The 26,259-nt window shown below is 57.0% G+C and carries 24 protein-coding genes; 3 read left to right on the top strand and 21 right to left on the bottom strand.

Annotation, left to right across the window (positions count from 1 at the left end):
- Nucleotides 1-14 precede the first annotated feature (14 nt).
- The 15 genes from EOS98_RS07785 to napF all read right to left on the bottom strand — a co-directional run bounded on the left by EOS98_RS07785 (nucleotide 15) and on the right by napF (nucleotide 12,267).
- Entirely contained in the window at nucleotides 15-1,058 is a 1,044-nt protein-coding gene (locus EOS98_RS07785; RefSeq protein WP_126523952.1) for a cytochrome c-type biogenesis protein CcmH, read from the bottom strand.
- The gene (dsbE, locus tag EOS98_RS07780) at nucleotides 1,055-1,612 is read right to left on the bottom strand and encodes a thiol:disulfide interchange protein DsbE (protein ID WP_000828295.1); all 558 of its coding nucleotides are present in this window, start codon (nucleotides 1,610-1,612) and stop codon (nucleotides 1,055-1,057) included. The genes EOS98_RS07785 and dsbE overlap by 4 nt, the downstream gene beginning before the upstream one ends.
- Complete coding sequence (locus tag EOS98_RS07775; RefSeq protein ID WP_039521875.1) at nucleotides 1,609-3,540, bottom strand: heme lyase CcmF/NrfE family subunit; 1,932 nt, start codon at nucleotides 3,538-3,540, stop codon at nucleotides 1,609-1,611. Before EOS98_RS07775 ends, dsbE begins: the two co-directional genes overlap by 4 nt.
- Nucleotides 3,537-4,016 (bottom strand): cytochrome c maturation protein CcmE, encoded by a 480-nt coding sequence (gene ccmE / locus EOS98_RS07770; RefSeq protein ID WP_001053601.1) that lies wholly within the window; start codon nucleotides 4,014-4,016, stop codon nucleotides 3,537-3,539. Before ccmE ends, EOS98_RS07775 begins: the two co-directional genes overlap by 4 nt.
- A complete protein-coding gene (ccmD, locus tag EOS98_RS07765) occupies nucleotides 4,013-4,225 on the bottom strand; it encodes a heme exporter protein CcmD (RefSeq protein WP_126523731.1) in 213 nt (70 codons plus the stop codon). Before ccmD ends, ccmE begins: the two co-directional genes overlap by 4 nt.
- The gene (locus EOS98_RS07760; RefSeq protein WP_126523730.1) at nucleotides 4,222-4,959 is read right to left on the bottom strand and encodes a heme ABC transporter permease; all 738 of its coding nucleotides are present in this window, start codon (nucleotides 4,957-4,959) and stop codon (nucleotides 4,222-4,224) included. Before EOS98_RS07760 ends, ccmD begins: the two co-directional genes overlap by 4 nt.
- A 51-nt stretch (nucleotides 4,960-5,010) precedes the next feature.
- Complete coding sequence (gene ccmB / locus EOS98_RS07755; RefSeq protein ID WP_126523729.1) at nucleotides 5,011-5,670, bottom strand: heme exporter protein CcmB; 660 nt, start codon at nucleotides 5,668-5,670, stop codon at nucleotides 5,011-5,013.
- Nucleotides 5,667-6,284 (bottom strand): cytochrome c biogenesis heme-transporting ATPase CcmA, encoded by a 618-nt coding sequence (gene ccmA / locus EOS98_RS07750; protein ID WP_052944467.1) that lies wholly within the window; start codon nucleotides 6,282-6,284, stop codon nucleotides 5,667-5,669. Before ccmA ends, ccmB begins: the two co-directional genes overlap by 4 nt.
- Before the next feature lie 20 nt (nucleotides 6,285-6,304).
- On the bottom strand, nucleotides 6,305-6,907 hold the full coding sequence (napC, locus tag EOS98_RS07745) for a cytochrome c-type protein NapC (protein ID WP_000431778.1): 603 nt from the start codon (nucleotides 6,905-6,907) through the stop codon (nucleotides 6,305-6,307).
- A 9-nt stretch (nucleotides 6,908-6,916) separates the two neighbouring features.
- Nucleotides 6,917-7,366, bottom strand: coding sequence for a nitrate reductase cytochrome c-type subunit (gene napB, locus EOS98_RS07740; protein WP_000835182.1), 450 nt, complete (start codon nucleotides 7,364-7,366; stop codon nucleotides 6,917-6,919).
- A gap of 115 nt (nucleotides 7,367-7,481) precedes the next feature.
- On the bottom strand, nucleotides 7,482-8,351 hold the full coding sequence (gene napH / locus EOS98_RS07735; protein ID WP_127821158.1) for a quinol dehydrogenase ferredoxin subunit NapH: 870 nt from the start codon (nucleotides 8,349-8,351) through the stop codon (nucleotides 7,482-7,484).
- Entirely contained in the window at nucleotides 8,338-9,033 is a 696-nt protein-coding gene (gene napG, locus EOS98_RS07730; RefSeq protein WP_000091682.1) for a ferredoxin-type protein NapG, read from the bottom strand. The genes napH and napG overlap by 14 nt, the downstream gene beginning before the upstream one ends.
- A gap of 6 nt (nucleotides 9,034-9,039) precedes the next feature.
- The gene (napA, locus tag EOS98_RS07725; protein WP_000778097.1) at nucleotides 9,040-11,526 is read right to left on the bottom strand and encodes a nitrate reductase catalytic subunit NapA; all 2,487 of its coding nucleotides are present in this window, start codon (nucleotides 11,524-11,526) and stop codon (nucleotides 9,040-9,042) included.
- Nucleotides 11,523-11,786, bottom strand: coding sequence for a chaperone NapD (gene napD, locus EOS98_RS07720; protein ID WP_023206828.1), 264 nt, complete (start codon nucleotides 11,784-11,786; stop codon nucleotides 11,523-11,525). The genes napA and napD overlap by 4 nt, the downstream gene beginning before the upstream one ends.
- The gene (gene napF, locus EOS98_RS07715) at nucleotides 11,776-12,267 is read right to left on the bottom strand and encodes a ferredoxin-type protein NapF (protein WP_000228070.1); all 492 of its coding nucleotides are present in this window, start codon (nucleotides 12,265-12,267) and stop codon (nucleotides 11,776-11,778) included. Before napF ends, napD begins: the two co-directional genes overlap by 11 nt.
- Before the next feature lie 413 nt (nucleotides 12,268-12,680).
- On the opposite strand from napF, the gene eco reads away from it, so the two are divergent.
- Nucleotides 12,681-13,175: a serine protease inhibitor ecotin gene (eco, locus tag EOS98_RS07710; protein ID WP_080194533.1), complete on the top strand. Its 495-nt coding sequence runs from the start codon at nucleotides 12,681-12,683 to the stop codon at nucleotides 13,173-13,175.
- A gap of 191 nt (nucleotides 13,176-13,366) precedes the next feature.
- Here the strand turns inward: eco and EOS98_RS07705 are convergent, their stop codons facing one another.
- The 5 genes from EOS98_RS07705 to EOS98_RS07685 all read right to left on the bottom strand — a co-directional run bounded on the left by EOS98_RS07705 (nucleotide 13,367) and on the right by EOS98_RS07685 (nucleotide 19,184).
- Nucleotides 13,367-15,010 (bottom strand): multidrug ABC transporter permease/ATP-binding protein, encoded by a 1,644-nt coding sequence (locus EOS98_RS07705; protein WP_000421584.1) that lies wholly within the window; start codon nucleotides 15,008-15,010, stop codon nucleotides 13,367-13,369.
- A gap of 75 nt (nucleotides 15,011-15,085) precedes the next feature.
- The gene (alkB, locus tag EOS98_RS07700; RefSeq protein WP_000884991.1) at nucleotides 15,086-15,736 is read right to left on the bottom strand and encodes a DNA oxidative demethylase AlkB; all 651 of its coding nucleotides are present in this window, start codon (nucleotides 15,734-15,736) and stop codon (nucleotides 15,086-15,088) included.
- Between the two features lie 2 nt (nucleotides 15,737-15,738).
- Nucleotides 15,739-16,800 carry a bifunctional DNA-binding transcriptional regulator/O6-methylguanine-DNA methyltransferase Ada gene (gene ada, locus EOS98_RS07695; protein WP_126523950.1) on the bottom strand — a complete coding sequence of 354 codons (1,062 nt, stop codon included), beginning with the start codon at nucleotides 16,798-16,800 and terminating at the stop codon, nucleotides 15,739-15,741.
- Nucleotides 16,801-16,880: 80 nt separating this feature from the next.
- Complete coding sequence (gene apbE, locus EOS98_RS07690) at nucleotides 16,881-17,933, bottom strand: FAD:protein FMN transferase ApbE (RefSeq protein ID WP_000784304.1); 1,053 nt, start codon at nucleotides 17,931-17,933, stop codon at nucleotides 16,881-16,883.
- 114 nt (nucleotides 17,934-18,047) lie between these two features.
- Nucleotides 18,048-19,184, bottom strand: coding sequence for a porin OmpC (locus EOS98_RS07685; RefSeq protein ID WP_000865526.1), 1,137 nt, complete (start codon nucleotides 19,182-19,184; stop codon nucleotides 18,048-18,050).
- A 728-nt stretch (nucleotides 19,185-19,912) separates the two neighbouring features.
- Between EOS98_RS07685 and rcsD the strand changes: the two genes are divergently transcribed.
- Nucleotides 19,913-22,582, top strand: a complete 2,670-nt coding sequence (gene rcsD / locus EOS98_RS07680; protein WP_000083201.1) for a phosphotransferase RcsD — start codon at nucleotides 19,913-19,915, stop codon at nucleotides 22,580-22,582.
- Between the two features lie 16 nt (nucleotides 22,583-22,598).
- Nucleotides 22,599-23,249 carry a response regulator transcription factor RcsB gene (rcsB, locus tag EOS98_RS07675; protein ID WP_001061919.1) on the top strand — a complete coding sequence of 217 codons (651 nt, stop codon included), beginning with the start codon at nucleotides 22,599-22,601 and terminating at the stop codon, nucleotides 23,247-23,249.
- Nucleotides 23,250-23,351: 102 nt separating this feature from the next.
- On the opposite strand, the gene rcsC is transcribed toward rcsB, so the two are convergent.
- A complete protein-coding gene (rcsC, locus tag EOS98_RS07670; protein WP_000876084.1) occupies nucleotides 23,352-26,198 on the bottom strand; it encodes a two-component system sensor histidine kinase RcsC in 2,847 nt (948 codons plus the stop codon).
- Between the last annotated feature and the right edge of the window lie 61 nt (nucleotides 26,199-26,259).

Here is a 26,259-nt window from a genome sequence, read left to right as displayed (position 1 = left end):
GGGCCGTCAGGGTCTTATTTCTCCTGCGCCAGCCGGATACTGCGCTCTATTACCGCCCGCCGGGCGTCACCTGCCGGCAGTAACTTCAGCATCATCTCCCAGGCCGCCACCGCCTCGCCAAAACGCTGCTGCTCAAAGGCGTTAAACGCATACAGGCTTAACACCCGGATATCCGTGTGGTCACGGCTCACCAGCCGGCGCAGCAGCTCCCCGCCACGGCGGTTATCCTCCGGGTCGGACGAGCGCGTCAGCGCCTCCGCGTAGCCCAGCGCCGCATCGCGGTTTTTCGGGTCCAGCCGGTAGGCGTTCGCATACGCCCCGGTGGCGGTACCGGCATTACCCAGTACCATGCCAATGCGCCCCAGCATGAGCCAGCCCTCAACATTGCCGGCATCATTTTGCAGGCGGGTGCGCAGCCCCAGCGCCAGCCGCGCCATCTCCTCCTCATTCAGCGGCTGCGCCTGCGGGTCCAGCGCCCGCGCCAGCAGCCCCGGCGTCTGCGCCGTTGCCTGCTGCCAGACCCTGACCTGCTGATAGCTGCCGGTCAGGGCGTAGCTGCCGGCGCCGACCGCCAGCGCAATGACGGCCCCCGGCACGTAAACGCCCCACCCGGCGCGCGCGCCGCAAACCGGGGTGTCCGCCGGCAGCGGCTCCCGGCGCAGGCGCACCCGCCGGCGCGTGCGGGCGACGATTATCCACCCGCCCGCCACAATGGCGGCCAGCGGCAGCACCCACAGCAGCACCGTCAGCGGGGTCAGCGGCGGGTCGTAGGTGACAAAGTTGCCGTAGCGCGCCACCATGTAATCGATGATTTCCTGGCGGCTCTTCCCCTCCTGCATCAGGTCATACACCCTGCGGCGCATGTCGGTGGCTATCATCGCGTTCGAGTCCGCAATGCTGTTGTTCTGGCATTTCGGGCAGCGCAGCTGCTCCGTGAGCTGGCGGAACTGCTGCTCCTGCGCTTCATCTTTAAACGGCATCACGTCGGTGGTTGCCCGCGCTGACCCGGCGATAACCAGCGCCAGCATCAGCATCACCATGCCCGGTAACAGTCTCATTGCGCCGCCTCCCGGCTGTATCTGTCCCACAGCGGTTTCAGTTCACTTTCCCATACCCGGGCATTCAAATCGCCCGCATGGCGGTAGCGGATAATCCCGTTGCCGTCGATGAGGAAGGTTTCCGGCGCGCCGTACACGCCCAGGTCCAGCCCCAGCATCCCGTCGCTGTCCGATAAACTCAGCGCATACGGGTTACCCAGTTCCTTTAACCAGGCCACCGCCTTCGCCCGGTCGTCCTTATAGTTCAGCCCGACCACCCGGATACCCTGCGCAGAAAGCTGGTTCAGGTACTGATGTTCGGCGCGGCAGGTCGGGCACCAGGTGGCCCAGACGTTAAGCAGCACCGGTTTCCCCTGCGTCAGCACCTCCGCCTGATAGTACTGACCCGGCGTCTCCAGCGATTCCAGGCGGAACGCCGGCACCGGCTTCCCGGTCAGCGCCGATTCGAGATTCGTCGGGTCATCCCCCTGCGCGTTGCGCGCCAGCTGCCACAGCAGCGCCGCGGCAATCAGCAGAAAAATCAGCAGCGGTAATAACAGTACGTTGCGTTTCATCCGGCCTCCGGCAATGGTTTACGGCGGCGGTAGCGCGGGTCCGCCAGGCACAGCAGCCCGCCCAGCGCCATCAGCAGTCCCCCGGCCCATATCCAGCGGACAAACGGTTTGTAGTACAGGCGCACGGCCCACGCGCCGTTGTCCAGCTCCTCCCCGAGCGCGGCGTACAGGTCGCGGGTCAGCCCGCCGTCAATCGCCGCCTCGGTCATCACCATCCGGCTGGTGTTGTAGAGCCGTTTCTCCGCGTGCAGCACCGCCTCCGGCTCGCCGTGGCGCGTCACCCCGATGAGGGCCACCCCGCCGCGGTAGTTGGGGCCGGTGATGTCCCGCACCTCCCGGAAGGTGAAGCGGTAGTCGTGAATGGTCACGCTGTCGCCCGCCCGCATCCGCACGTCACGCTCCACGCTGTAATTCTGGCTGAAGGCGATGCCGGTAATCGTCACCGCCAGCCCGAGGTGCGCCGCCACCATTCCCCAGTAGCTGAGAGAGGTTTTCGTGCCGCGGGACACGCGCTGTACGGCTTCGGCCACCGCCAGCACCGCAATCCAGCAGGCCATCGCCATCCCCACCGCCGTCATGGCGATGATTTTATCTTCCAGCAGCCATGGCAACAGTACCGACAGCACCAGGGTGGAGACCAGGGCGGTGAGCAGCAGTTTCCTGATGTTACGCGGCCGGTCACGGCCCCAGCGCACCAGCGGCCCCACCCCCAGCAGCAGGGCAAAGGGGACCATCAGCCAGGTGAACATGGTGTTAAAGAACGGCTCCCCCACCGAAATGCTGCCCAGCCCCAGCTGTTTGTGCACCAGCGGCAGCAGGGTGCCCAGCAGCACCACCAGCATGGCGGCCATCAGCAGGACGTTGTTGCCGAGCAGCAGCGACTCGCGCGACCACAGCGTGTTGTTCACCCGCGAACGCACCCTGTGCCCGCGCACGGCGAACAGCAGCAGCGAGCCGCCGGTGACCAGCACCATAAAGGCGAGGATAAACATTCCGCGCGCCGGGTCGGAGGCGAAGGCGTGCACCGACACCAGCACCCCGGAGCGCACCAGGAAGGTGCCCAGCAGGCACAGCGAGAAGGCGCAGATGGACAGCAGCAGCGTCCACGCCTTAAAGCCGGCGCGCTGTTCGGTGACCGCCAGCGAGTGCAGCAGGGCGGTGCCCGCCAGCCACGGCATAAAGGAGGCGTTCTCCACCGGGTCCCAGAACCACCAGCCGCCCCAGCCCAGCTCGTAGTAGGCCCACGCCGAGCCGAGCACGATGCCCAGCGTCAGGAACACCCACGCCGCCAGCGTCCACGGGCGGGCAAAACGGGTGAACGCGCTGTCCAGACGCCCGCTCAGCAGCGCGGCGATGGCGAAGGCGAAGGCCACCGAGAAGCCGACATAGCCCATATACAGCAGCGGCGGGTGGAAAATCAGCCCCGGGTCCTGCAGCAGCGGGTTCAGGTCACGCCCCTCCACCGGAAAGGCCGGCAGCGTGCGGGCGAACGGGCCGGAGGTGAACAGGATGAACGCCAGAAAACCGGCGCAGACCATCCCCATCACCGCCAGCACCCGGGCGACGATATCCGCCGGCACCGGCCGGCTGAACACCGCCACCGCCAGGGTCCAGCCGCTCATCAGCAGCACCCACAGCAGCAGCGAGCCCTCGTGCGCCCCCCAGGTGGCGGCCACCCGGTACCACACCGGCAGCTGCGTGTTCGAGTTGCCGGCGACATAGGCCACGGTGAAGTCGTTAACCACAAAGGCGTGCACCAGCACGAAAAACGCGCCCGCCACGCAGATAAACAGCAGCCAGGCGAACACCCCGGCCGACGCCATCATCCGCGCGTCGCCGCGCGCCACGCCCCACAGCGGGTAAACGGACAGCAGCAGCGCCACGCCGAGCGCCAGGCACAGCAGCGCGTGGCCGTATTCAGGCATCATGATGAGGTGTCCTTATCAGCGCGTTGCGGGCGGCGGTGGTTTTCCTGCATCGCCTTTTCCACTTCCGGCGGGGTGTAGTTCTCGTCATGCTTGGCCAGCACCTCCTGCGCCAGGACGTGGTTGCCCTTCTCCAGGGTGCCCTGCACCACCACCCCCTGCCCCTCGCGGAACAGGTCCGGCAGTATCCCCTCATAGCTCACCGTCACCGACCCTTCGGCGTCGTAGAGGCTGAAGTTCACCTTCAGCGAGTCCGGGTCGCGCCTGACGCTGCCGGGCATCACCATCCCGCCGACGCGCAGGCGCTGGCCCGCCGCCGGCAGCTGCTGCGTCTCGCGCTTGCCGTAGAGGATTTCGCCGGGGGTATAGAACAGGTCGATATTCGCGCGCAGCGCGTACAGGACCAGGGCGGTGGTCAGCGCCAGGCCCGCCAGCACCGCGCAGACCACCCATAGCCGGTTTTTACGTCGCAGGTTCACGCCGCCTCCTGTTGCGCCTGTGCGGCACGCATCCGCGCCTCGCGCGCCCGCTGCTGCGCCACGCCGTGCAGAATGGCCCGGCGCTGCAGCACCGTGTGCAGCGCCAGCAGCACCAGCGGCGCCACGGTCATCGCCACCGCCAGCCAGACAAAAAAGGCGTACCCGCCCATGGCGAAAAAATCGCTCCACGATGAAAATGCCGGACTCACCGGTGCCCCCTTTTCAGTATCAGTTCGCTCACCCACGGGCGGCGTTTTTCCATCAGTAAAATCAGGTTGCGCATCCGCATCAGCGCCAGCGTCATAAAGAGCAGCAGGTAGCCGGCGATGGCCCAGCGCAGCGGCGAGCGCATCGCCGGGTCGATACTCTGCTGCATCCGCGTCGAGCCCTGGTGCAGGGTGTTCCACCACTCGACGGAATAGTGGATAACCGGCAGGTTCACCACGCCGACCAGCACCAGAATGCCCGCCGCGCGCCCGGCCATCCGGCGGTCGTCAAAGGCGTGCCACAGGGCGATGACCCCGGCGTAGAGAAACAGCAGCACCAGCTCCGAGGTCAGGCGCGCGTCCCACACCCACCAGGTGCCCCACATCGGCTTGCCCCACGCCGCGCCGGTGACCAGCGCGATGAAGGTGTACACCGCCCCCACCGGCGCCATCGCCGCGACGGCAAGGGTGGCCATTTTCATCTGCCAGACCAGCCCGGTGAACGCCGCCACCGCCATCGCCGCATAGATACCCATTGACCAGATGGCCGCCGGGACATGCAGGTACATAATGCGGTAGCCCTCCCCCTGCTGGTAGTCCGCCGGGGCGAAACCAAAGCCCCGGACCCAGCCGGTGGCCAGCACAATGATGCCGGCTGCCGCCAGCCACGGCACAAGCCTGCCGCAAATCTGATACAGCCGGGGCGGCGCCGCCAGCTGATGAAGGGTTTTCCACATAGTCGTCACCTGACCTCCTGAAACCAGTAAAATGTCCGTCGCGCCGGGGCGCTACTGCACGCTGAGGCGCAGCGCCGCCGCAGTGGCGAAGGGGCTTAACGTCGCGCTGCCCGCCAGCAGCGCCCCCAGCACCGCCAGATAACCGTCAGCGGGTAAATGCATCGATGCCGCGTCCATCGCCGCGGCGGCGAAAATCAGCACCGGGACACTCAGCGGCAGCACCAGAATGCCCAGCAGGACGCCGCCGCGCCGCAGGCCGGCCGTCAGCCCGACGCCCGGCGCGGCGAGAAACCCCAGCGCCGGCGTGCCGAGCAGCAGCGTCAGCGCCATGATTTTCCAGCCGTACACGTCCATCCCCAGCAGCATCGCCACCAGCGGGGAGAGCATAATCAGCGGCAGGCCGGTCACCGCCCAGTGGGCCAGCACCTTCGCCAGCACCACCGCCGGCAGCGGCACCGGCAGCAGCATCAGCTGCTCCAGGCTGCCGTCCTGCAGGTCGTCGCGAAACAGCCGCTCCAGCGCCAGCAGCGAGGCCAGCAGCGCCGCCACCTGGATGATGCCCGGCGCGATACGCGCCAGCAGCTGCGGCTGCGGCCCGACGCTTAACGGAAACAGGGTGATGACCATCAGGAAGAACCACAGCGGGCCGGCGATGTCCGCGCCGTGGCGGAACGCCACGCGCAGCTCGAGACAGAAGACACGCCACATCACAGCCCTGCCTCCCCGCCGGTCAGCGCCAGGCGGCGGACGGTATCCGCGGCCCCCGGCAGCGGCTGGTGGGTGGTGAGAATGACCATCCCGCCCTGCGCCGTGTGCGCCGCCATCCGCCGGGTGAGGCGCGCCACGCCGTTAACGTCAATGGCGGTGAACGGCTCGTCGAGCACCCACAGCGCGGCGCGGGTCAGCCACAGGCGGGCCAGCGCCACCCGGCGCTGCTGCCCGGCCGAGAGCCGGGCGACCGGCACGTCCTCAAATCCCGCCAGCCCGGCCTGCGCCAGCGCCTCCGGGAGACGCGCGCCGTCGCCGGGGTGGAAGAAGTGCAGGTTCTCCCGCGCCGTCAGGCGGGTTTTTATCCCCGGCTGGTGCCCTATCCACAGCAGGCCGGAATGGAAGCTGTCGCGCACGCGGCGCAGGGGCTCGCCCTGCCAGTACACCTCGCCGCCGTCCGGGCGCGCCAGCCCGGTCAGCAGGCGCAGCAGGGTGGTTTTTCCGGCGCCGTTGCCGCCGGTGACCTGCACCCACTCCCCGGCCTCCACGGTGAACGACAGCCCGCGAAACAGCGTCCTCTCGTCCCGCTCGCAGTACAGATCTCTGGCTTCAAGCATTCCCACTCATCAACGTCCTGTCAGAAACCTGGTTTAACATCACGCATATCCGGCAGTTTATGCGCGATCCCTTTGTGGCAATCGATACAGGTCTGTCCATCTTTTACCGCCTGATCGTGCATTTTCGCCGCGACGCCTTTTTGCGCGGTCAGATCCATAAAATCGAAATTGTGGCAGTTACGGCATTCCTGCGAGTTGTTGTCTTTCATGCGCCGCCACTCATTTTGTGCCATTGTCAGGCGATGAGCTTCAAATTTCTGCGGTGTATCTATCAGCCCAAATACCTTCGCGTACAGCTCTTTACTGGCTTTGATCTTACGGATCATCTTCGGCCCCCACTCATGCGGCACATGGCAGTCAGGACAGGTGGCACGAACGCCGCTACGGTTGTTGTAGTGGACGGTTTCCATATACTCCTCATACACCGTGTTGCGCATTTCATGGCAGCTAATACAAAACTCTTCGGTGTTAGCCTTTTCCATTCCGGTATTGAAGCCGCCCCAGAAGATGATGCCGCCGATAAAACCGATTAACAGCAGCGTCCCCAACGCCAGGCGGCTGGGGCTGCGCCACCATCGCCAGACGCGCTTTATCCAGCCAGGTTTACGGTTAGAATTTTCCATAATGACCTCTTATTTCCCGTAACCTTGCGAGGGGGTAAAGGTATTGTCGATAATCGGCGCGGTATCAGACTGCGGTACGTGGCACTGCAGGCAGAAATAACGACGCGGCGCGACGTTGCCCGACACTTTACCGTCGCTGTCCATAAAGTGCGTCGGACTGATACGCGGCGCGCCCGTCGTACGATAACTTTCCACGCCGTGGCATTGCAGACAGCGGTTGGTATTGGTCGTCACCTGGTAGCCCTCGACGCTGTGCGGGATCATCGGCGGCTGGTTGACGTAATTTAGCGGCATACGTTCCTGCTCTTTCGGCATACGAATCGCCCCTTCCTGCGTCCCGGATACTTCCGGCGACTGGCTCAGATCCACTCCGTTTGCCGCCCAAACCGCACCACTTACCACCAGGGCAAGCGTGGCCATCCATTGACACAGCGCTTTCATCAGGTCATGGCTTTTCATTGTTTCGCTCCCGAACTCCATCGCATTTACACTTCATCCTTCGAGCTGCCTCTTTGTTGGCTGCGCTCGAAAATCCCAGTCACATCGTTATCTATGCTCCTGGGGATTTCCTCGCTTACCGCCGCGATGCATCCCGAATGATGTTGTGTATCGTTATTGTAAAAACATCCTCAGAACAGACATCCACGCAGCGACCGCAGGTCATGCAGTCGCGGTGAGTGACCTGCGCCGGGCTTTGCTCATCCAGCACCGGCACACGTAGCACATGCGGTTCCGGGCAAACATGAAAACAATCCATACAGCGATTACATTTCTCACGTTTTTTGGCCGTCACGGTCACTACGCCTTTACTGCCCAGCACGCCATACAGCGCGCCCATCGGGCAAATATGACCGCACCAACCGTGCTCAACGACTAATAAATCAAATAAAAACAAAGCAATAATCAGCAACGCGCCGCTACTAAATCCCATAATCAGACTACGACCTAACAGCGACACGGGATTAATCCATTCCCACAGCAGCGTGCCGGTCAAGGCCGAACCGATTAACACCACCACCAGAAGGACGTACCGTATATGGCGTGGAATCGTCGCAGACTGGTTCAGGTCAAATTTCCTGCGCATCCAGTTAGCCAAATCGGTAACGGGGTTTAGCGGGCAAACCCAACTGCAAAATAATCGCTTTCCCGCCAGCGCATACAGCACAGCGATAATCACTGCTCCCGTCAGCGCCACGGTAGCGGGAAGATGTCCACTGGCGAGACTTTCCAGGGTAATCAGCGGATCGGTCAACGGGAGGGTATCGAACAGCAAACTACTGCTGTAGTTGCCATGCAAAACCCAAAAGCCCAGCCACGGGCCGCTGAGAAACATCCCCAGCACCATAAACTGGCTGATACGGCGTAACACCAGCCAACGGTGGCTACGCCACCAACCTTTTTTCGCCCGCGCTTCTCGCCCGGCGTCGCGTTTACGATTTGCCATCTTTCCCCTCCAGCCAGCCGAAGCGGTAATGGTGTCCTAACTCCCCTTTCGCCAATGACAACGGCAACACTTTTATCGCTGGTTGCTCCAGTACGCAGACTTTTTCGCATTTGCCGCAGCCGGTACAGGCGTCGCTGTGTACGGTGGGCAGAAAGCGCGCATGTTTGCCGGTGCGCATGTTGCGATCCAGCTCCAGCGTGATGGCCTCATCGATTTTCGGGCATTCGCGGTAACAAACGTCGCAGCGCAGCCCCTGAAAGTTGAGGCAGTTTTCCTGATCCAGCAGCACCGCCAGCCCCATGCGCGAGTCATCAATGGAGGCGATATCTTTATTCAGCGCCCCGCTGGGGCAGACTTTGGCGCACGGAATGTCTTCACACATTTCGCAGGGGATGTCGCGAGCGACGAAATAGGGCGTGCCTGCCGATAGCCCGGAGGCCAGCGTCGCCAGTTTTAGCGTGTCGTATGGACACGCCTGAACGCACTGCCCGCAGCGCACACAGGCGCTGGCGAAGACATTTTCATTCAGCGCGCCAGGCGGACGCAGCCGCACGCCCGTTGCGCGCGCGGTTTGCTGTTGCAAGCCCAGCGCCACGCCAACCGCCGCCAGCCCGCCCACAGTGCGCACAACATCACGCAGAAAGCGGCGGCGGCCATTTTGGGGTTTCGCTGTACGGGACATAACGCGTTACACCTTCGCCAGCTTAACGGCGCACTTCTTGAAGTCCGTCTCTTTAGAGAGCGGGTCCGTCGCATCCAGCGTCAGGTTGTTCACTAGCTGAGCGGCATCGAAGAACGGCATATACACCAGTCCCTGCGGCGGACGGTTACGTCCACGCGTTTCGACAATCGAAATCACTTCGCCGCGGCGGGATGACACTTTAACCTTATCCCCACGACGCAGATCGCGCGCTTTCGCATCCAGCGGGTGAATAAAGACCACCGCTTCCGGGAAGGCGCGATGCAATTCAGGCACGCGGCGCGTCATACTGCCGGTATGCCAGTGTTCCAGCACGCGACCGGTGGAAAGCCACAGATCGTACTCGTTGTCCGGCGACTCCGCCGCAGGTTCAAATGGCAGCGCGAAGATCACCGCTTTGCCATCCGGTTTACCGTAGAATTTGTACCCTTCCCCCGCTTTTACATACGGGTCGTTGCCTTCGCTGTAACGCCATTGCGTCTCTTTGCCTTCGACGACCGGCCAGCGCAGACCGCGCGCGTTGTGGTAATCGTCGAACGGCGCCAGATCGTGCCCGTGGCCACGTCCAAACCAGGCGTATTCTTCAAACAGTCCTTTTTGCAGATAGAAGCCCAGCTCACGAGACTCATCGTTTAACTGATCCTCTTTCAGCTCGCTCAGCGGGAATTTGCTGACCGCCGGCGTGGCGAACAGAACGTCATACAGCGTTTTACCGCGCAGCTCCGGCTTCTGGGCCAGCAACGCCTCCGGCCAGACCTCCTCGGTTTTAAAACGACGGGAGAACTGCACCAGTTGCCAGAGGTCGGATTTGGCTTCGCCCGGCGCTTTAATTTGCTGACGCCAGAACTGCGTGCGGCGTTCGGCGTTGCCGTAAGCGCCTTCTTTCTCAACCCACATGGCGGTCGGCAGGATCAGATCCGCAGACAGCGCGCTCACCGTCGGGTAAGGATCGGAGACAATGATAAAGTTACGCGGATCGCGCCAGCCCGGCATTCGATCTTCATTGATGTTCGGCCCGGCCTGCATATTGTTATTACACATTACCCAGTAGACGTTCAGCTTGCCGTCTTTCAACGCGCGATCCTGCGCCACCGCATGTAAACCCACTTTTGCCGGAATAGTGCCAGCGGGGATCTGCCAGTGTTTTTCGCAGATATCACGGTGTTTTTCGTTCGTCACGACCATGTCTGCGGGCAGACGGTGTGAGAAGGTTCCCACTTCACGCGCCGTACCACAGGCGGAAGGCTGGCCGGTCAGCGAGAAAGGACCGCAGCCAGGCTGGGAGATTTTTCCGGTCAGCAGATGGAGGTTGTAAACCAGGTTATTCGCCCACACGCCGCGGGTATGCTGGTTAAAACCCATCGTCCAGTAAGAGATCACGCGCTTATTCGGATCGGCGTAGAGCTGTGCCAACTGTTCCAGTTGATCTTTCGGCACGCCGGTCATTTCAGCAGTCTTGTCCAGCGTATATTCCGCCACGAAAGCTTTATACTCGTCGAAGCTCATCGGCTCGGAAGCGTCGGAACCCGGATTCTTCGCCGCTTTTTCCAGCGGGTGCGTCGGGCGTAAGCCGTAGCCGATATCCGTCGCCCCTTTACGCAGGTTCACATGCTTTGTGAAGAAATCCTGATTTACCGCGTTGTTCTGAATAATGTAATTCGCGATATAGTTAAGGATCACCAGATCGCTTTGCGGGGTAAAGACAATACCGTTGTCCGCCAGTTCAAAGCTGCGGTGCTGGAAGGTGGAGAGGACGGCAACCTTCACGTTCGGGTCGGACAAACGGCGGTTAGTGATGCGCGACCATAAAATCGGGTGCATCTCCGCCATGTTGGACCCCCACAGCACAAACGCATCGGCCTGCTCGATATCGTCGTAGCAGCCCATCGGTTCATCCATGCCAAAGGTGCGCATAAAGCCCACCACCGCCGAGGCCATGCAGTGACGCGCGTTCGGGTCAATGTTGTTAGAGCGGAAACCAGCCTTGAACAGTTTCGCGGCGGCATAGCCTTCCCAGATGGTCCATTGACCCGACCCAAACATGCCGATCGCTTCTGGTCCTTTCTCTTTCAGGGAGGTTTTAAACTTCTCTTCCATCACATCGAAGGCCTGTTCCCAGCTCACCGGCGTAAACTCGCCGTCTTTGTGATAGCTGCCGTCTTTCATGCGCAGCATCGGCTGCGTCAGACGATCTTTACCGTACATGATTTTGGGCAGGAAGTAGCCTTTAATGCAGTTCAGACCACGGTTGACCGGCGCGTCGGGGTCGCCCTGGCAGGCGACCACACGGCCCTGCTGCGTTCCCACCAACACACCGCAACCCGTTCCGCAAAAACGGCACGGCGCTTTATCCCATTTGATGGCTTCCTGCTGCCCGACAACGGCGCGGGCGACGCCCGGCACGCTCAGACCGGCAGCCGCCGCAGCGGCCGCAACGGCGTTAGCTTTCATAAAGCTACGACGACTGAGTTTCATGGTGTTTCCTCACCTTGCTCATCCTGCTGGTGATAAACCAGCGACACCGCCAGTACGCCCTCGACATTGCGTACTGACTCAATTGTTTGCATCAGCGCTTCACTCTGATCTGCTTCCGCCACCACGATCAGTTGCCCGCTTTCAACATCGCTTAACGCGACTTCGCAACCCGGCAACGTGTTCAACTGTGTGCCAATGGCGGCGATGTTCTGACTTTTGGCCTGCACGACCAGGCTACAGACCTGCCAGTTAGTGCGCATGGTGGTTCTCCGCTTTGATGGCTGACACGGGGCAGATAGCCACACACGCCCCGCATCCGTTACAGGCCTGCGAGTCAAGCTGCGGCTGGTAAATACCGGATAACGTGGGACGAAAGGTAATGGCCATAGGTTCACAACTGTCCTGGCAACGATGGCATTCAACCGATTGCCTGGCGAGGCAGTTTTCCGTGAGCGTAAAAACCAGATCCCAGGCCCTGGTGTGGCGCGGAAGAAAAAGCGATTCGGTACAGGCCTGCGCACAGGCATAACAAAAGCTGCACTCGCCCCGTTTGAAATCTACGCTCGGATATCCCCCCGCCCCTCGCTGCAGGATGTCGGCCTCACACGCCTGGATGCAGGCGTCGCAACGCAGACAATGTGCGAGAAAATAAGTTGTTTCTCTGGCCCACGGCGGAAGAATCCCATTGCTGGCGTTGCGCCAACTGCCGGTCAACATGCTTCGACGGGATAAATCAACCATGATATCGCCCTTCCATAACGACACGCTTCCATAGGGAGTGAATACCAATAAAAACCGTACAATTTATGAGTAGTTGTTTTTGTAAATAAGATATTTCAGGATGTGTAAGAGATGCATACCCCGATAGAGGTAAATGCTGTTGCCGGATCAAAAGAGTGCCGGGTAAAGACCCGTAAACGTGCTTTTTCTCACATTTCAATGAGTTATATAGATATTTATATAACGAAAACCACTAATAGCTGATAATTTCATTTACATTATCAATATCAGAATATTCCACTATATAAAAAGACGCTATTTTATTAATAATCTTGAAAATATGAGTAAATACAGATTAATAGATAATATGAATGTGTTAATCTGTTGTCAGTGAACACCGAAAACAGCAGAAAGGAAATACTGTGAACAATCAAATGAAGATGTTTGTCCCTGCCGTTGTCTTCGCCGCCCTCGCCAGCGCCTCTGCCTGGGCTAACAATAGCGATACCGCCCAGCCGCTGGAAAAAATCGCCCCCTATCCGCAGGCGGAAAAAGGAATGAAGCGGCAAGTGATAACCCTTACCCCTCAGCAGGATGAATCTACCCTCAAAGTGGAACTGTTGATTGGCCAAACGCTGAATGTGGATTGTAACCAGCATCGCCTCGGCGGCACGCTGGAAACAAAAACGCTGGAAGGCTGGGGCTATGACTATTATGTCTTTGATAACGTCACCTCTCCGGTATCAACCATGATGGCCTGCCCTGACGGTAAGAAAGAGCAAAAATTCGTCACCGCCTGGCTGGGTGAAGACGGGATGCTGCGCTACAACAGCAAGCTGCCGATCGTGGTGTATACCCCGGCGAATGTGGACGTGAAATACCGCATCTGGAAAGCGGACGCTAACGTACAGAACGCCGTCGCGCGATAACGTTACGCTGCCCGGTCACACTTACCGGGCATCTGAACACGCCGGCTCACGCAGCGCTCCGGGGTTCTTTTCAAAACACGTCTGGAAATCCGCTCGCCCGATGCCTGGTGGCGACGCGTAGCATCTTATCAGGCCTACCCGCGTGCGGACGTAGGGCTGCCATCAGGCGGTTCATCCGGCGCCATAGTCCATTACGCAGTACGCGCAACCGCATCACGCGAGGCGGCATCACGTTCGTCGCCGGTGAGTTCGGTTAACTGCCCGTTACGCATTTCAAGCAGACGATCGGCGTGAATAAAATAGTGATCATCATGGCTGATGGCGAAAATGGTTTTGCCCATTTCCTGCATTAACGGCAACAGTACCTGATAAAACTCCCGGCGGAAATGCGGGTCCTGATCGGCGGCCCACTCATCCAGCAAAATAATATCGCGCTCTTCCGCCAGCGCCAGCAGCAGCGCAATGCGCTTTTTTTGCCCTTTCGACAGTTTAAGATTCAAAATGCGCCCGTCGTTTAGCTCCAGCTTGTGCGTCATTTTCAGGTGCTCAAGCCACTTTTCGACCAGAGCGGGATTGGCGGGTTTCCCCTGCGGCCCCAGCAGGCGGTCGAATAACCACACATCGGTGAACACCGCAGAAAACAGTTTGCGATAATCTTCCGGCTGTCCGGCGGCAATAGGTTGACCATCAAGTAAAATCGTTCCCGATTGCGGCTGGTATAAACCGGTCAATAACATGGCCAGCGTCGATTTCCCGCTACCGTTGCCGCCAATTAAAAACAGCAGTTCGCCGCGGTGAATCGTCAGGTTGATGGGCCCCACGGAAAACGCGTTATCCTGATAGTGGAAAACCACATTGCGCAGCTCCAGCGTCTTCCAGTCGGGAAAGGCTTTCGGCTGCGGAAAATCAGGCTTATACGGGGCGAGCGCGAATTTATTCAGTTTATTAAACGCCACCTGGGCGGTCAGTAGCGTTGGCAACGCCCCCACCGCAGACAGCAGCGGCGTGCGCAGGAACAGCAACGTCAGTGAATAGGTCGCCGCAACGTTGGTATCCGCCCAGCCGAGACTATTCGCCATCCAGAAGACCAGGCCTATCGCCCCCAGCATCATGATATTCGACCAGTTGACGGCGCTCAGGTGAAAAGTATCGGCACGGATAATGTGATGACGATACTCTTTGGCGTCCGGGATATAGCATTGCTGAAAAATCTGCTCCGCACGCTCGCGGTTTAGCGTCAGCTCTTTGCGTCCTTCCAGCACCGTCTGATAGTCGTTGTACAGCTTATCTTCGGTCTCGCGCAGGGTCGCCATATGCTGGTAAACCCGCGCCACCAGCACGAATCCGCCCCAGATAGTGACCGCCATCCAGATAGCCGTAACCAGCAGCATTTTTGTCGATAGCATCGCCAGATACGCCGCCGAGCCGACGGTGAGGATAATGCCCTGCACCAGCTCAGGCAGACGCACAAAGGCGATAGTAATATTGCGAATATCGCTGGTCAGACCGGCCAGTAAAGAGGCGCTGCCCAGTTGCTCAATGCGTTCAACGTGCGTATCCAGAATGCGCTTGATAAATTCGCTGCGCAGGCGGTAAACGAAATGGTGTCCCAGAGTGGTGAGCGCCAGTTGGGAACCTAATGTGACGACCATTAGTAACAGGAGCAGACCGAGAAATTCCGGCAGCACCATGACGGTGGTGTCCACCGTTTCAATCAGGCGCTGATTGATAAACGCGATCAGGCCAATCCCCAGCGCCGCGCTGGCGAGGCTCAGCGCCATCACGCTAATAAATGGCCAGCGGTACTGCCGCCAGACAAGAATAAGAAGTTCCATGCATACAACCCGGACCGATAATAACAGCCCGCAGTTTAACTAACTCCACCTGCACAGCAATAATAATTCTTATTTTTATTCTTTTTCAGCCGCCTGACGGAAGGTGAGATTGTAACGAAATTCACCGGTCATGGGATGAAAGCCCGCTTTAAGCGGCTGGATACCATGATAAAACAGCCGGGACTCGCCGCCCCAGACCACGATATCGCCATGCTCCAGTAAGATCCGCTGGAGCGGATCGCTGCGACGCAGGCCGCCAAACTGAAAAACCGCCGGCACCCCCAACGAAACTGAGACGATAGGCGCGCGCAGATCCGGCTCGTCTTTATCCTGATGCAGCGACAGTTTTGCGCCGGGCGCGTAGCGATTGATCAGGCAGGCGTCCGGTTGGAAGCTCGCATACCCTGCCGCGATTGCCGCCTGACGACATACGCTGGCAAACGATAACGGCAGCGCAGGCCAGGGTTTATCGGTCAACGGATCGCGCACGGCATAACAATAACCGTGACGATCGGTGGTCCACCCTAACGCGCCGCAGTTGGTCATCGCCACCGACATGGTGTAGCCGCCCGGCGTCACCATCTGACGAAACGGAGACTGACTGGCGACAAACCCGATATCGTCTAATAGCGACTGCGCCGCGCGAAACGCAAAGCGGCGCAACACCACCGCGCCAGGCGCCAGGGGCTCTTGCCAGGGCGCTTCATCAGCAAATAGATCCAGCATTGCTACTCCTCTTTTTGCGCTTCTCGCTTTAATAGCTGCGCTTTTCGACGCACGCCCCAACGATAACCGGAGAGCGCGCCATCGCGACGCACGACCCGATGACACGGGATCACCATCGCCAGTTTATTCGCGCCGCACGCGCTGGCGACCGCGCGTACCGCCGTGGGTTTGCCGATAGTCGCGGCAAGCTGTTGATAGCTTACGGTTTCGCCGCAGGGAATTGCGCATAACGCCTGCCAGACCTGCTGTTGAAACGCGGTTCCCTGAATATCCAGCGGCAACGAGAGCAGCACATCGCGTGTGTTGATAGCCGCGACAACCTGCCGCACCCGTTGCTGAAAAAGCGCGTCGGCAGGTTCGTGGCGGGCCGTCGGGAAAAGGGTGTGTAATTCAGCCAGTAGCGCGTCGTCGCTATCACCGGGGAGAATCGCGCAAATCCCCCGCTCGCTCTCCGCCACCAGGCACCGTCCGTAAACCCAGTCCGTCAGCGCATAGCGAACGGAGACATTATCGCCGCCTTTGCGAAACTGTTTTGCCGTCATGCCCAGCGTCTGGTCGGCATGACGGTAGTAGCTACTGCTATCCGGGAAGCCGGCGCGATAAATAGCCGCCGTGATCGGCTCTCCTTTCGCCAACGCCTCACGCAGCCGCCGGGCGCGCCACGCCTGCTGCCACCCTTTCGGCGTCATTCCGGTGCTCGCTTTAAACAGACGGTGCAGATGAAACGGGCTCATCGCCACCGCCTGCGCCAGAGACGCCAGCGTTACCAGCGTCTCCCGCTCAAGTAAACGGCAGGCGTAGGCAATCTTATCCAACCGCCGTTGCTGCGCGCGCGCATTATCCGGCTGACAGCGCTTGCAGGGGCGAAAACCGGCGTCCAGCGCCTGCTGCGCGTTGGCAAAAAAGCGAACATTTTTACGTAATGCCCGCTTCGAGCGACAAGAAGGGCGGCAAAAAACGCCGGTAGTTCGCACCGCAAAAACGAAACGCCCATCCGCGCTGGCATCGCGCGCCTGCACCCGCAGCCAGCATTCATCATCGGTAAGTAACGCTTTTTTCATCATAGACTCCTTCATTAAGCATAGTGCTTGCTTACATGCAGTGTGTCCGTAAATCCGCCCACAAAAACCCGTAATCTTGCGTTTTAATTCTTATCGCTCACCAGGAACGTTTTGAACTGCGGCGACATCCAGGTTTTAAAGCCTTCACCTTCTTTCATGATCATAAAGACCGCCAGCCCTTCCCGCCGCACGACCTCTTGCGCCTTTTGCGTACCAAGCACCATTAGGCCGGTGTCCCAGCCGTCCGCTTCCAGCGCCGTTGGCGCAATGACCGTAACCGATACCAGGTTGTGTTCAATGGGGCGCCCCGTTTGCGGATCGATAACGTGCGAGACGCGCTTGCCATCCAGCTCATAATAGTTACGGTAGCTGCCGGAGGTGCTGATGCCATGCCCGTTGATATCCACAATCGCCTGCACCGCGTTTTCCCGGTCGGTCGGCTTCTGAATCGCGACGCGCCACGGCAGCCCCTGCGCATTCATCCCGCGACTGCTTAATGCGCCGCCCACCGAGACCAGATAACGCGCAATGCCCTCCTGCTCCATCAGACGCGCCAGGTGATCCGCCGCATAACCCTCCCCGACCGTGGAGAGATCAACATAAAGATCCGGCAGATCTTTTTGCAAAAACTGATGTCCAGCCCTGTCGATAACCTGCAAATGTTGCAGGCCTGTTTTCGCTTTTGCCGCATCGATTTGTGCTGGTGTTGGGATATGCAGCGGCTGCCGATCCGGCCCAAACCCCCACAGATTGACCAGCGGGCCCACGGTGATATCCATCGCGCCATCCGTCTTCGCGCCAATACGTAGCGCCGAGGTCACGATATCCGCCATGGCTTCGCTGACCGGCCAGGGCGCAAGACTACGTGAATGGTTAAAACGCATCAGCGCGGAGTCATTTTTATAGGTAGAAAGCAACCAATCATCAGCATCAAGCTGAGTCTGGATTTTAGTCTGTAACTCTGCGGCGCGTTTCGCATCGATGCCAACCACGCTCACCCGCCAGAGGGTCCCCATCGTTTTACCTTCCAGCACCTGAGCGGCAGGTGACGCTGTTGTCGTTTCGGGAGCCTCATCGCAACCCATAAGTAAAAAAGCCGCCGCCAGACACACGGCCCGGCAAAAAGTCATTTTCATCGCTGTTTATCCTCATTCGAATGGACGCAAGCGTATATCAAAACGTCGTATTTGTACGCCGGAATAAGGCATGAAAAAAGGGCCCGTAGGCCCTTTAGCAACATCTTTTGCTGATTAGAACTGGTAAACCAGACCCAGCGCTACGATGTCGTCAGTGTTGATGCCCGCATCGCGGGTAAAGTCGTTTTTATCCAGCAGGTTGATTTTGTAATCAACATAGGTGGACATGTTTTTGTTGAAGTAGTAAGTCGCGCCGACATCAACATATTTTACGATGTCCTGGTCGCCATAGCTGGCGCCGTAGCCGTTGCTGATGTCCTTACCTTTAGACTGCAGGTAAGCCACAGACGGACGCAGACCAAAGTCGAACTGGTACTGAGCAACCACTTCAAAGTTCTGCGCTTTGTTGGCAAAACCGTAAGAGGTGGACGGGTTGCTGCCGTTAGAGGTACCAAAACGGGTTGCGTTATAGGTCTGAGAATACTGCGCTGCCAGATAGATGTTGTTCGCATCGTATTTCAGGCCGCCGGTGTAAACCGTGGCGCGATCGCCGTTACCATACAGGCGAGCGTTAGCGGTGTTGTTCTGATCGGCAGTACGTTTAGACGTGGTGATAGCGCCACCGACAGAGAAGCCTTCGCCGATTGCATAAGTCAGCGATCCGCCGTAACCGTCGCCGTTCTGGTTCAGCAGGCTGCGACCGTTGGTGTTTTCACCGCTCACGCTGCCGTTTTTGCCCTGATACTGCAACGCGAAGTCCAGACCATCCACCAGGCCGAAGAAGTCGGTGTTACGGTAGGTGGCATAGCCGTTACCACGCTGCTGCATAAAGTTGTCAGCGCCGTAGGTGTCGCCGCCGAACTCCGGCAGAACGTCGGTCCAGGAGGTCACGTCATAGGTTACGCCGTAGTTACGACCATAATCGAAGGAACCTGCGTCAGCGAATTTCAGACCCGCAAACGCCACACGCGTCCAGGAGTCGTTGCTGCCTTCAGTCTGGTTGCCCTGAATCTGATATTCCCACTGGCCATAACCGGTCAGCTGATCGTTAACCTGCGTTTCGCCTTTGAAGCCGATACGCATGTAGGTCTGGTCGCCGTCGCTGCCTTTGTCGTCAGAGAAGTAGTGCAGGCCATCAACTTTACCAAACAGGTCTAATTTGTTGCCGTCTTTATTATAAATTTCAGCCGCATTCGCTGCGCCCGCCACCAGCAGAGCTGGTACCAGGAGGGACAGTACTTTAACTTTCATGTTATTAACCCTCTGTTATATGCCTTTATTGCTTTTTTATGCCACTGCTTACTGGTTAACCCTCATTAACCAGTCGGCAAGTCCATTCTCCGCAAAAATACAGAATAATCCAACACGAATATGATACTAAAACTTTTAAGATGTTACAGTTATCTACATAGATGTTTCAAAATATTAATTTTACGGAACTTTTTTAAAGCAAAAATCAAGTAAAAATAAGCACAAATAGACAAAATATATTCACAAAACTTTTAAAATCAACGGGTTAAATTGATGAAATTCATAGCACTGAATGATAAAACAGAATCTTCATTCGCAACTAAAATAGTGACCGCTATCATCATTAACTTTATTTATTACCGTCATTCACTTCTGAATGTCTGTTTACCCCTATTTCAACCGGATGCTTCGCATTCGGTTTTTTTTACCCTTTTTCAGACACACCCGGCTGATTTATGCTACCTGCCTAAAACTATCACGGTTATTCACTACCCTCCCCTGCTCGACCGTTCGTAAGACATTAGCAAATAATTTCTTGATATTTAGTGCTAAACATTTATAAGTAGTCTTTATATTTGTACCGTTCTGCGAAGGTTGTACGCTTTTCCCGTCCCGCCGACGGAGCGCGTGTTAAGTTGCCCGGCATGACGTAAGAGTCTGGAAATTCATTCATTACCCTTTATACTGCCCTTCACCTTCAGCGTTGCTTTTACAGGTCGTAAACATAAATGAGTCAGTCTGACACAACGGTCTCTACCCGATTCTCCCTTCTACCGGGAAGCATTACCCGTTTCTTCTTATTGCTGATCATTGTGCTGCTGGTAACGATGGGCGTTATGGTACAGAGCGCCGTCAACGCCTGGTTGAAAGACAAAAGCTATCAAATTGTCGATATCACCCACGCTATTCATAAACGCGTGGATACCTGGCGGTATGTTACCTGGCAAATTTATGACAACATCGCCGCGACCACTACGCCATCGACAGGTGAAGGACTTCAGGAAACGCGTCTGAAGCAGGATGTGTATTATCTTGAAAAGCCGCGACGTAAAACTGAAGCGCTGATTTTCGGTTCCCATGACAGCGCCACGCTGGAAATGACGCAGCGTATGTCAACTTATCTGGATACGCTGTGGGGCGCGGAAAACGTGCCGTGGTCAATGTATTACCTCAACGGACAGGATAACAGCCTGATTCTTATCTCTACCCTACCGTTGAAAGATCTCTCATCCGGCTTTAAAGAGTCCACTATTGGCAATATCGTCGATTCCCGCCGGGCAGAGATGTTGCAGCAGGCGAATGCGCTGGATGAGCGCGAAAGTTTCTCCTCATTGCGAAAACTGGCCTGGCAAAACGGTCACTATTTTACGCTGCGCACGACCTTCAATCAGCCAGGACATCTGGCGACCGTGGTGGCGTTTGATCTGCCCATTAATGATTTAATCCCGCCGGGAATGCCGCTGGACAGTTTTCGGATAGAGCCTGACGCAACCCAGGCGACGGGGCGAAGCAGTGAAAAGGAAGCGCCTGATAGCGTCACGATTAGCTTTAACGGTTCAAAAATTGAGATCTCCTCAGCGCTTAACTCTACCGGAATGCGCCTGATCTGGCAGGTACCGTTCGGTACGCTTTTGCTTGATACGTTGCAAAATATTTTGCTGCCTTTACTGCTGAACATCGGGCTGCTGGCGTTGGCGTTATTTGGCTACGCCACGTTCCGTCATCAGCCGGGGCGGTCGACGGAATCGACATCCGGCAACGCGGCGAATAATGAGCTTCGCGTCTTACGCGCCATTAATGAAGAGATCGTTTCTCTGCTGCCGCTGGGTCTGCTGGTCTACGATCAGGAAGGCAACCGCACCGTGATCAGCAATAAAATCGCCGATCATCTGTTGCCGCATCTTAACCTGCAAAATATTACCAGCATGGCGGAACAGCATCAGGGCGTGATTCAGGCGACAATTAATAACGAACTGTATGAGATCCGTCTGTTTCGCAGCCAGATCGCTCCCCGCACGCAGATCTTTATTATTCGCGATCAGGACCGGGAAGTGCTGGTGAATAAGAAGCTTAAACAGGCGCAGCGTTTGTATGAGAAGAATCAGCAGGGCCGCGCCGCCTTTATGCAAAATATCAGCAACACGCTTAAAGAGCCCGTACGCCAACTGGCGGTTAACGCCGCAGCAGTCACCACGCCGGAAAGCCTGAAACTGGCGGATCAGGCGGATGTATTGGTACGTATGATCGATGAAATCCAACTGGCGAATATGCTGGAAAATGACGCATGGAAAAGCGAAGCAACGCTGTTCTCCCTGCAGGATCTTATTGACGAAGTCGTGCCGGAAGTGCTGCCCGCCATTAAGCGTAAAGGGCTGCAGCTGCTGATTAATAACCATCTTAGCGGCAACGATGAACGCTGGGGCGATCGCGACGCCCTGCGCCGGATTTTGCTGCTGTTGATTCAGTATGCCGTCACGACGACCGCTATGGGTAAAATTACGCTTGAAGTCGAGCAGGATGAATCTATCGCGGAGCGTCTGACTTTCCGTATTCTGGATACGGGCGAAGGTGTAACGTTAAACGAGATTGATAATCTGCATTTCCCGTATATGAATGAAACGCAGGGCGATCGTTACGGCAAAGCGAATCCGCTCACCTTCTGGCTGTGCAATCAACTGGCGCGCAAACTGGGCGGTCATCTCAACATTAAAGCGCGAGAAACGCTGGGCACGCGCTATACCGTTCATGTCAAAATGCTTCCTCACGATCAGCATACTCAGGTCGAAGAGCGCCTGCTGGACGACGTGAGCGTGATGGTCGATGTGACGTCCAACGAGGTTCGCGCGATTGTACTGCGTCAGTTAGAAAACTGGGGCGCCACCTGCATCACGCCGGATGAAAGGCAGATAAGTCAAGAATATGATCTCTTTTTAACGGATAATCCGTCTAATCTTACTGCCTCGGGCTTGCTTTTAAGCGATGATGAGTCAGGCGTGCGGAAAATTGGCCCGGGTCAGTTGCGCGTCAACTTTAATATGAGCAATGCTATGCAGGAAGCTGTACTACAACTTATCGAAGAGCAGCTGGCGCAGGAAGAGATTCCCGCCTCCCCGCTCGGCGGAGATGAAAATGCCGAGCTTCATGCCAGCGGCTATTATGCGCTATTTGTAGACACAGTACCGGATGATGTTAAGAGGTTGTATACTGAGGCGGCAACCAGCGATTTCGCTGCGCTGGCCCAAACGGCCCACCGCCTGAAAGGGGTGTTTGCCATGCTTAATCTGGTACCCGGCAAGCAGTTATGTGAAACGCTGGAACATCTGATTCGTGAGAAAGATGCTCCAGGTATAGAAAAATATATCAGCGACATTGACGCCTACGTCAAAAGCTTGCTGTAGCAAGGTAGCCCAATACATGAACAATATGAACGTAATTATTGCCGATGACCACCCGATTGTACTGTTCGGTATTCGCAAATCACTTGAACAAATCGAGTGGGTGAATGTTGTCGGCGAATTTGAAGATTCCACAGCATTGATCAACAACCTGCCGAAATTAGATGCGCATGTGTTGATCACTGACCTCTCCATGCCGGGAGATAAATACGGCGATGGGATCACCTTGATCAAGTACATCAAGCGTCATTTTCCGAGCCTGTCTATTATCGTTCTGACCATGAACAACAATCCGGCGATCCTGAGCGCCGTGTTGGATCTTGATATTGAAGGGATCGTACTCAAACAGGGTGCGCCAACCGATCTGCCTAAGGCGCTGGCCGCGCTGCAAAAAGGCAAAAAATTCACCCCAGAAAGCGTTTCTCGCCTGCTGGAGAAAATCAGCGCAGGCGGTTACGGCGATAAGCGCCTGTCGCCAAAAGAGAGCGAAGTATTACGCCTGTTCGCCGAGGGTTTCCTGGTCACCGAAATCGCCAAGAAGCTCAACCGCAGCATTAAGACCATCAGCAGCCAGAAGAAATCGGCGATGATGAAACTGGGCGTAGAGAATGATATCGCGCTGCTCAACTATCTCTCTTCCGTCACCCTGAGTCCGACAGACAAAGAATAAATCGCTTTTATGTTACCCAGCCTGATGGCGCTACGCTTATCAGGCCTACCAGTCGACTCATCTTTTACAGGCCGGACAGGCGACGCCGCCATCCGGCATTTTTTATGCCCGCGTTTTACGTACCCGCTCGGCATACACCGCCAGCGTCTGTTTCAACACATCCAGCGTCACAGGCTTCGACAAACAGCTGTCCATACCGGACTCCAGGCAACGTTGTTTCTCTTCCGCCAGCGCGTTCGCCGTCACGCCGACGACCGGCAGCGTCAGCCCAAGCTGACGGATACGCTGCGTCAGGCGATAGCCGTCCATGTTCGGCATGTTCACATCGCTCAGAACAATATCGATAGCATTTTTACTCAGCACATTCAGAGCGTCCACGCCATCATTGGCTGTCTTACACTGATACCCCAGCGATCCCAATTGATCGGCCAGCAAGCGGCGATTGATAGGATGATCGTCAACGACCAGAATCATCATATCGTCATTTGAATCTGCGGTTTTATCCGTCGTCGGCAATGCGCTGGAAAGCGCTTCACTATCCAGCTCAATACTATAAATACGCGCCAACAGTGCGGGCAACTCATGCACCGACGCCACACTATGCACCCACTCGCCAGGCGCTCTTTCCAACGGAATCCCGATATGACGGCGGCAAAAGACGACCGCCGCCCTCCCCTGCCAGGTATGCTCCAGCGCGTCATCGACAATCAAAATATCGTCTGCGGCGGGTTCTTGCCCTTCATAACGCTGCGTATGAACGCCGCTACGCGCCAGACTGGTCTCAATAAACTGGCACAAAGAAGTATTGCGCACCGCCAGCCAACAGCAGGTTCCGGCGAGTCCTTCCACGCTCTTTTTCACAGGGTATTGCGCGCCATAAAGCGGGATGCGCAGCGTAAACTGGCTTCCCATGCCCGGCTCCGAATCGACGGAAATATCGCCGTCCATCATGCTGATCAATTTTTCGCAAATCGCCAGCCCCAGACCGGTCCCCTGAAAGTTACGCTGTACGCCGGTTCCCACCTGGAAGAAGGGATCGAACAGGCGAACCACCTCTTTTGCCGGAATACCGACGCCGGTATCCCGCACGCGAATGCTGAGATAATCCCCATCACAGCGCACATGCAGCACGATGCAGCCAATATCGGTAAACTTAATGGCGTTGCTCAACAGGTTTGAAATGACCTGCTGTAAACGCATCGGGTCGCCGTTCAGCGATACCGGCACGTCAGGCTCAATAAAACAATACAGGCCGAGCTGCTTACGCACCACCAGCGGCAGATAATTGGCGGTGATATGATTCATCACCTCTCGCGGTGAAAATTCGCGCGGCTCAATCTTTAGCTGTTCCGACTCAATTTTCGAGAAGTCGAGAATGTCGCTGATAATTTTCAGCAACAGACTGGAGGAGTTATTCATCGCCGTGACCAGACGATCCACGCCTTTTGGCAACTCTTTGGTTTGCAGCAGATCGAGATTGCCGATGATACCGTACAGCGGTGTGCGCAATTCATGGCTGACCGTTGCAAGGAACATGGATTTAGACTGGCTTGCCTGCTCCGCCGCCTGCGCCATCTCTTGCAGCGACTCTTCCATTTTGACGCGCGTACTCACATCTACCAACACGCAAATCGCGACGTTTTCATTACGATAGCGGGAATGGACGAAGCTAATTTGCAAATTGGTATTATTGCTGGTCAATACATCAACAAAGTTGACCTGCTGGCCGCAAATGATTTGCGTCAGGCGCTGTCTGTCTTCATGCGTGAGCATGTTCAGGTAGGTGTGCGCCAGTTCGTTACTCAGAATATTGACACCATCAATAGTGCGCAGAATACAGATCCCCACCGGCGCGGAGGCGACGATTTTACGGTTGAACTGTTCATGCTCTTCCAGACGCTGGGCATCGCTCTCCGCCGGAATGAAAATTCGCCGCTCATACATCCGCGCAAGCGTAAACAGCCCTGCGCCCACCAGCACGTTCAGCAGGATAGCGTTCAGGATAAGAATACGAATACGCTCCAGGACTAAATCTACAGGCACAGAATAGACAATACTGAGCGAGGATGGCGGCAGGCTTTTTTTGAGTACCAGTTCGCGAAAACCTGGCGTATAACCAAACCAGGAGCGCTCCTGCATCCAGCGCGGCTCCGCTTTAATATTGCCGTCAGGACCGGTCAACGAAATCAGCGAATGGCCGTTCTCATCAATAATAGTGACGCCCATCGGCAAACTGCCGGGCGTGAAAAAATTTTCCATACGGATGGACTGCTCGACGCCCAGCAGCGCCTGCAGACGGTTGGCCAGATACACCGGCGTCAGCGCATAAAAGTAGCCCACGCCCTGACGCGCGCCCTGGCTTATCCAGAAAAGGTTATTCCCACTTTCTTCCTGCGGCGCGTTGCGGTATTTCATAATCCGCTCATGTAACGCTTTTAACGCATCATCGCGCTCCACGGGCATTTCACGCAGGCCGAAATTCGCCATACAGAGGTTATCGCTGCCAATCAGGAAAACGCGGTTAAGATCATACGCCGCTGAAAAGTTGTCGCGCCAGTAACGCATAAACCAGGCCAGCGACTCCAGCGATCCACGCCAGGCGGAGCCCATCGCCGCACAGTCTGAGTCGGCAAATAGCGGTTCAAAGTCCGGCACCACCATTTTGTCATCACGCGCACGCGACGACATGACGCCGTTTTCCGCCGTTAAACGGTTCTCGGCGATATATTTGAGCTCTTTCATCACGTCCGACGTGCGCTGGATAAAACGCTGCGCCTGATCGGAGCTAAGGTTGAACTCCTGACGAATTTCAGACTCCCGCTGGTGCAGGGCATTGACGATGTAAAACACCGAAACAAAGGCGATTAAGAGCCAAATGAGTAACGCTAACGCTCTGAATAAGTAGCGCGAGACTTTCAGCGTAGTTCGAAAGGAAGCAAGGTATTTCAAAGGGGCGAAGCTCCGCCTCAGGATGTAAATAGAGTGTGACTAAGGTAGCGGTAAATGACGT

This window comes from Salmonella sp. SSDFZ69 (genome assembly GCF_004010755.1).
GTDB classification, from domain to species: Bacteria; Pseudomonadota; Gammaproteobacteria; order Enterobacterales; family Enterobacteriaceae; genus Salmonella; species Salmonella enterica.
The sequence above is the reverse complement of the archived record's forward strand: the minus strand, read 5'-3'. Positions and strand labels throughout refer to the sequence as shown.

What these genes read in the sequence shown, in the direction of transcription:
- apbE (WP_000784304.1), bottom strand. Translation starts at nt 17,933, where the DNA reads ATGAAAATGACTTTTTGCCGGGCCGTGTGTCTGGCGGCGGCTTTTTTA.
- dsbE (WP_000828295.1), bottom strand. Translation starts at nt 1,612, where the DNA reads ATGAAACGCAACGTACTGTTATTACCGCTGCTGATTTTTCTGCTGATT.
- napG (WP_000091682.1), bottom strand. Translation starts at nt 9,033, where the DNA reads ATGTCCCGTACAGCGAAACCCCAAAATGGCCGCCGCCGCTTTCTGCGT.
- ada (WP_126523950.1), bottom strand. Translation starts at nt 16,800, where the DNA reads ATGATGAAAAAAGCGTTACTTACCGATGATGAATGCTGGCTGCGGGTG.
- napD (WP_023206828.1), bottom strand. Translation starts at nt 11,786, where the DNA reads ATGCGCACTAACTGGCAGGTCTGTAGCCTGGTCGTGCAGGCCAAAAGT.
- EOS98_RS07705 (WP_000421584.1), bottom strand. Translation starts at nt 15,010, where the DNA reads ATGGAACTTCTTATTCTTGTCTGGCGGCAGTACCGCTGGCCATTTATT.
- EOS98_RS07775 (WP_039521875.1), bottom strand. Translation starts at nt 3,540, where the DNA reads ATGATGCCTGAATACGGCCACGCGCTGCTGTGCCTGGCGCTCGGCGTG.
- napB (WP_000835182.1), bottom strand. Translation starts at nt 7,366, where the DNA reads ATGAAAAGCCATGACCTGATGAAAGCGCTGTGTCAATGGATGGCCACG.
- EOS98_RS07785 (WP_126523952.1), bottom strand. Translation starts at nt 1,058, where the DNA reads ATGAGACTGTTACCGGGCATGGTGATGCTGATGCTGGCGCTGGTTATC.
- rcsD (WP_000083201.1), top strand. Translation starts at nt 19,913, where the DNA reads ATGAGTCAGTCTGACACAACGGTCTCTACCCGATTCTCCCTTCTACCG.
- napC (WP_000431778.1), bottom strand. Translation starts at nt 6,907, where the DNA reads ATGGAAAATTCTAACCGTAAACCTGGCTGGATAAAGCGCGTCTGGCGA.
- napF (WP_000228070.1), bottom strand. Translation starts at nt 12,267, where the DNA reads ATGGTTGATTTATCCCGTCGAAGCATGTTGACCGGCAGTTGGCGCAAC.
- EOS98_RS07685 (WP_000865526.1), bottom strand. Translation starts at nt 19,184, where the DNA reads ATGAAAGTTAAAGTACTGTCCCTCCTGGTACCAGCTCTGCTGGTGGCG.
- napA (WP_000778097.1), bottom strand. Translation starts at nt 11,526, where the DNA reads ATGAAACTCAGTCGTCGTAGCTTTATGAAAGCTAACGCCGTTGCGGCC.
- rcsB (WP_001061919.1), top strand. Translation starts at nt 22,599, where the DNA reads ATGAACAATATGAACGTAATTATTGCCGATGACCACCCGATTGTACTG.
- napH (WP_127821158.1), bottom strand. Translation starts at nt 8,351, where the DNA reads ATGGCAAATCGTAAACGCGACGCCGGGCGAGAAGCGCGGGCGAAAAAA.
- ccmA (WP_052944467.1), bottom strand. Translation starts at nt 6,284, where the DNA reads ATGCTTGAAGCCAGAGATCTGTACTGCGAGCGGGACGAGAGGACGCTG.
- EOS98_RS07760 (WP_126523730.1), bottom strand. Translation starts at nt 4,959, where the DNA reads ATGTGGAAAACCCTTCATCAGCTGGCGGCGCCGCCCCGGCTGTATCAG.
- alkB (WP_000884991.1), bottom strand. Translation starts at nt 15,736, where the DNA reads ATGCTGGATCTATTTGCTGATGAAGCGCCCTGGCAAGAGCCCCTGGCG.
- eco (WP_080194533.1), top strand. Translation starts at nt 12,681, where the DNA reads ATGAAGATGTTTGTCCCTGCCGTTGTCTTCGCCGCCCTCGCCAGCGCC.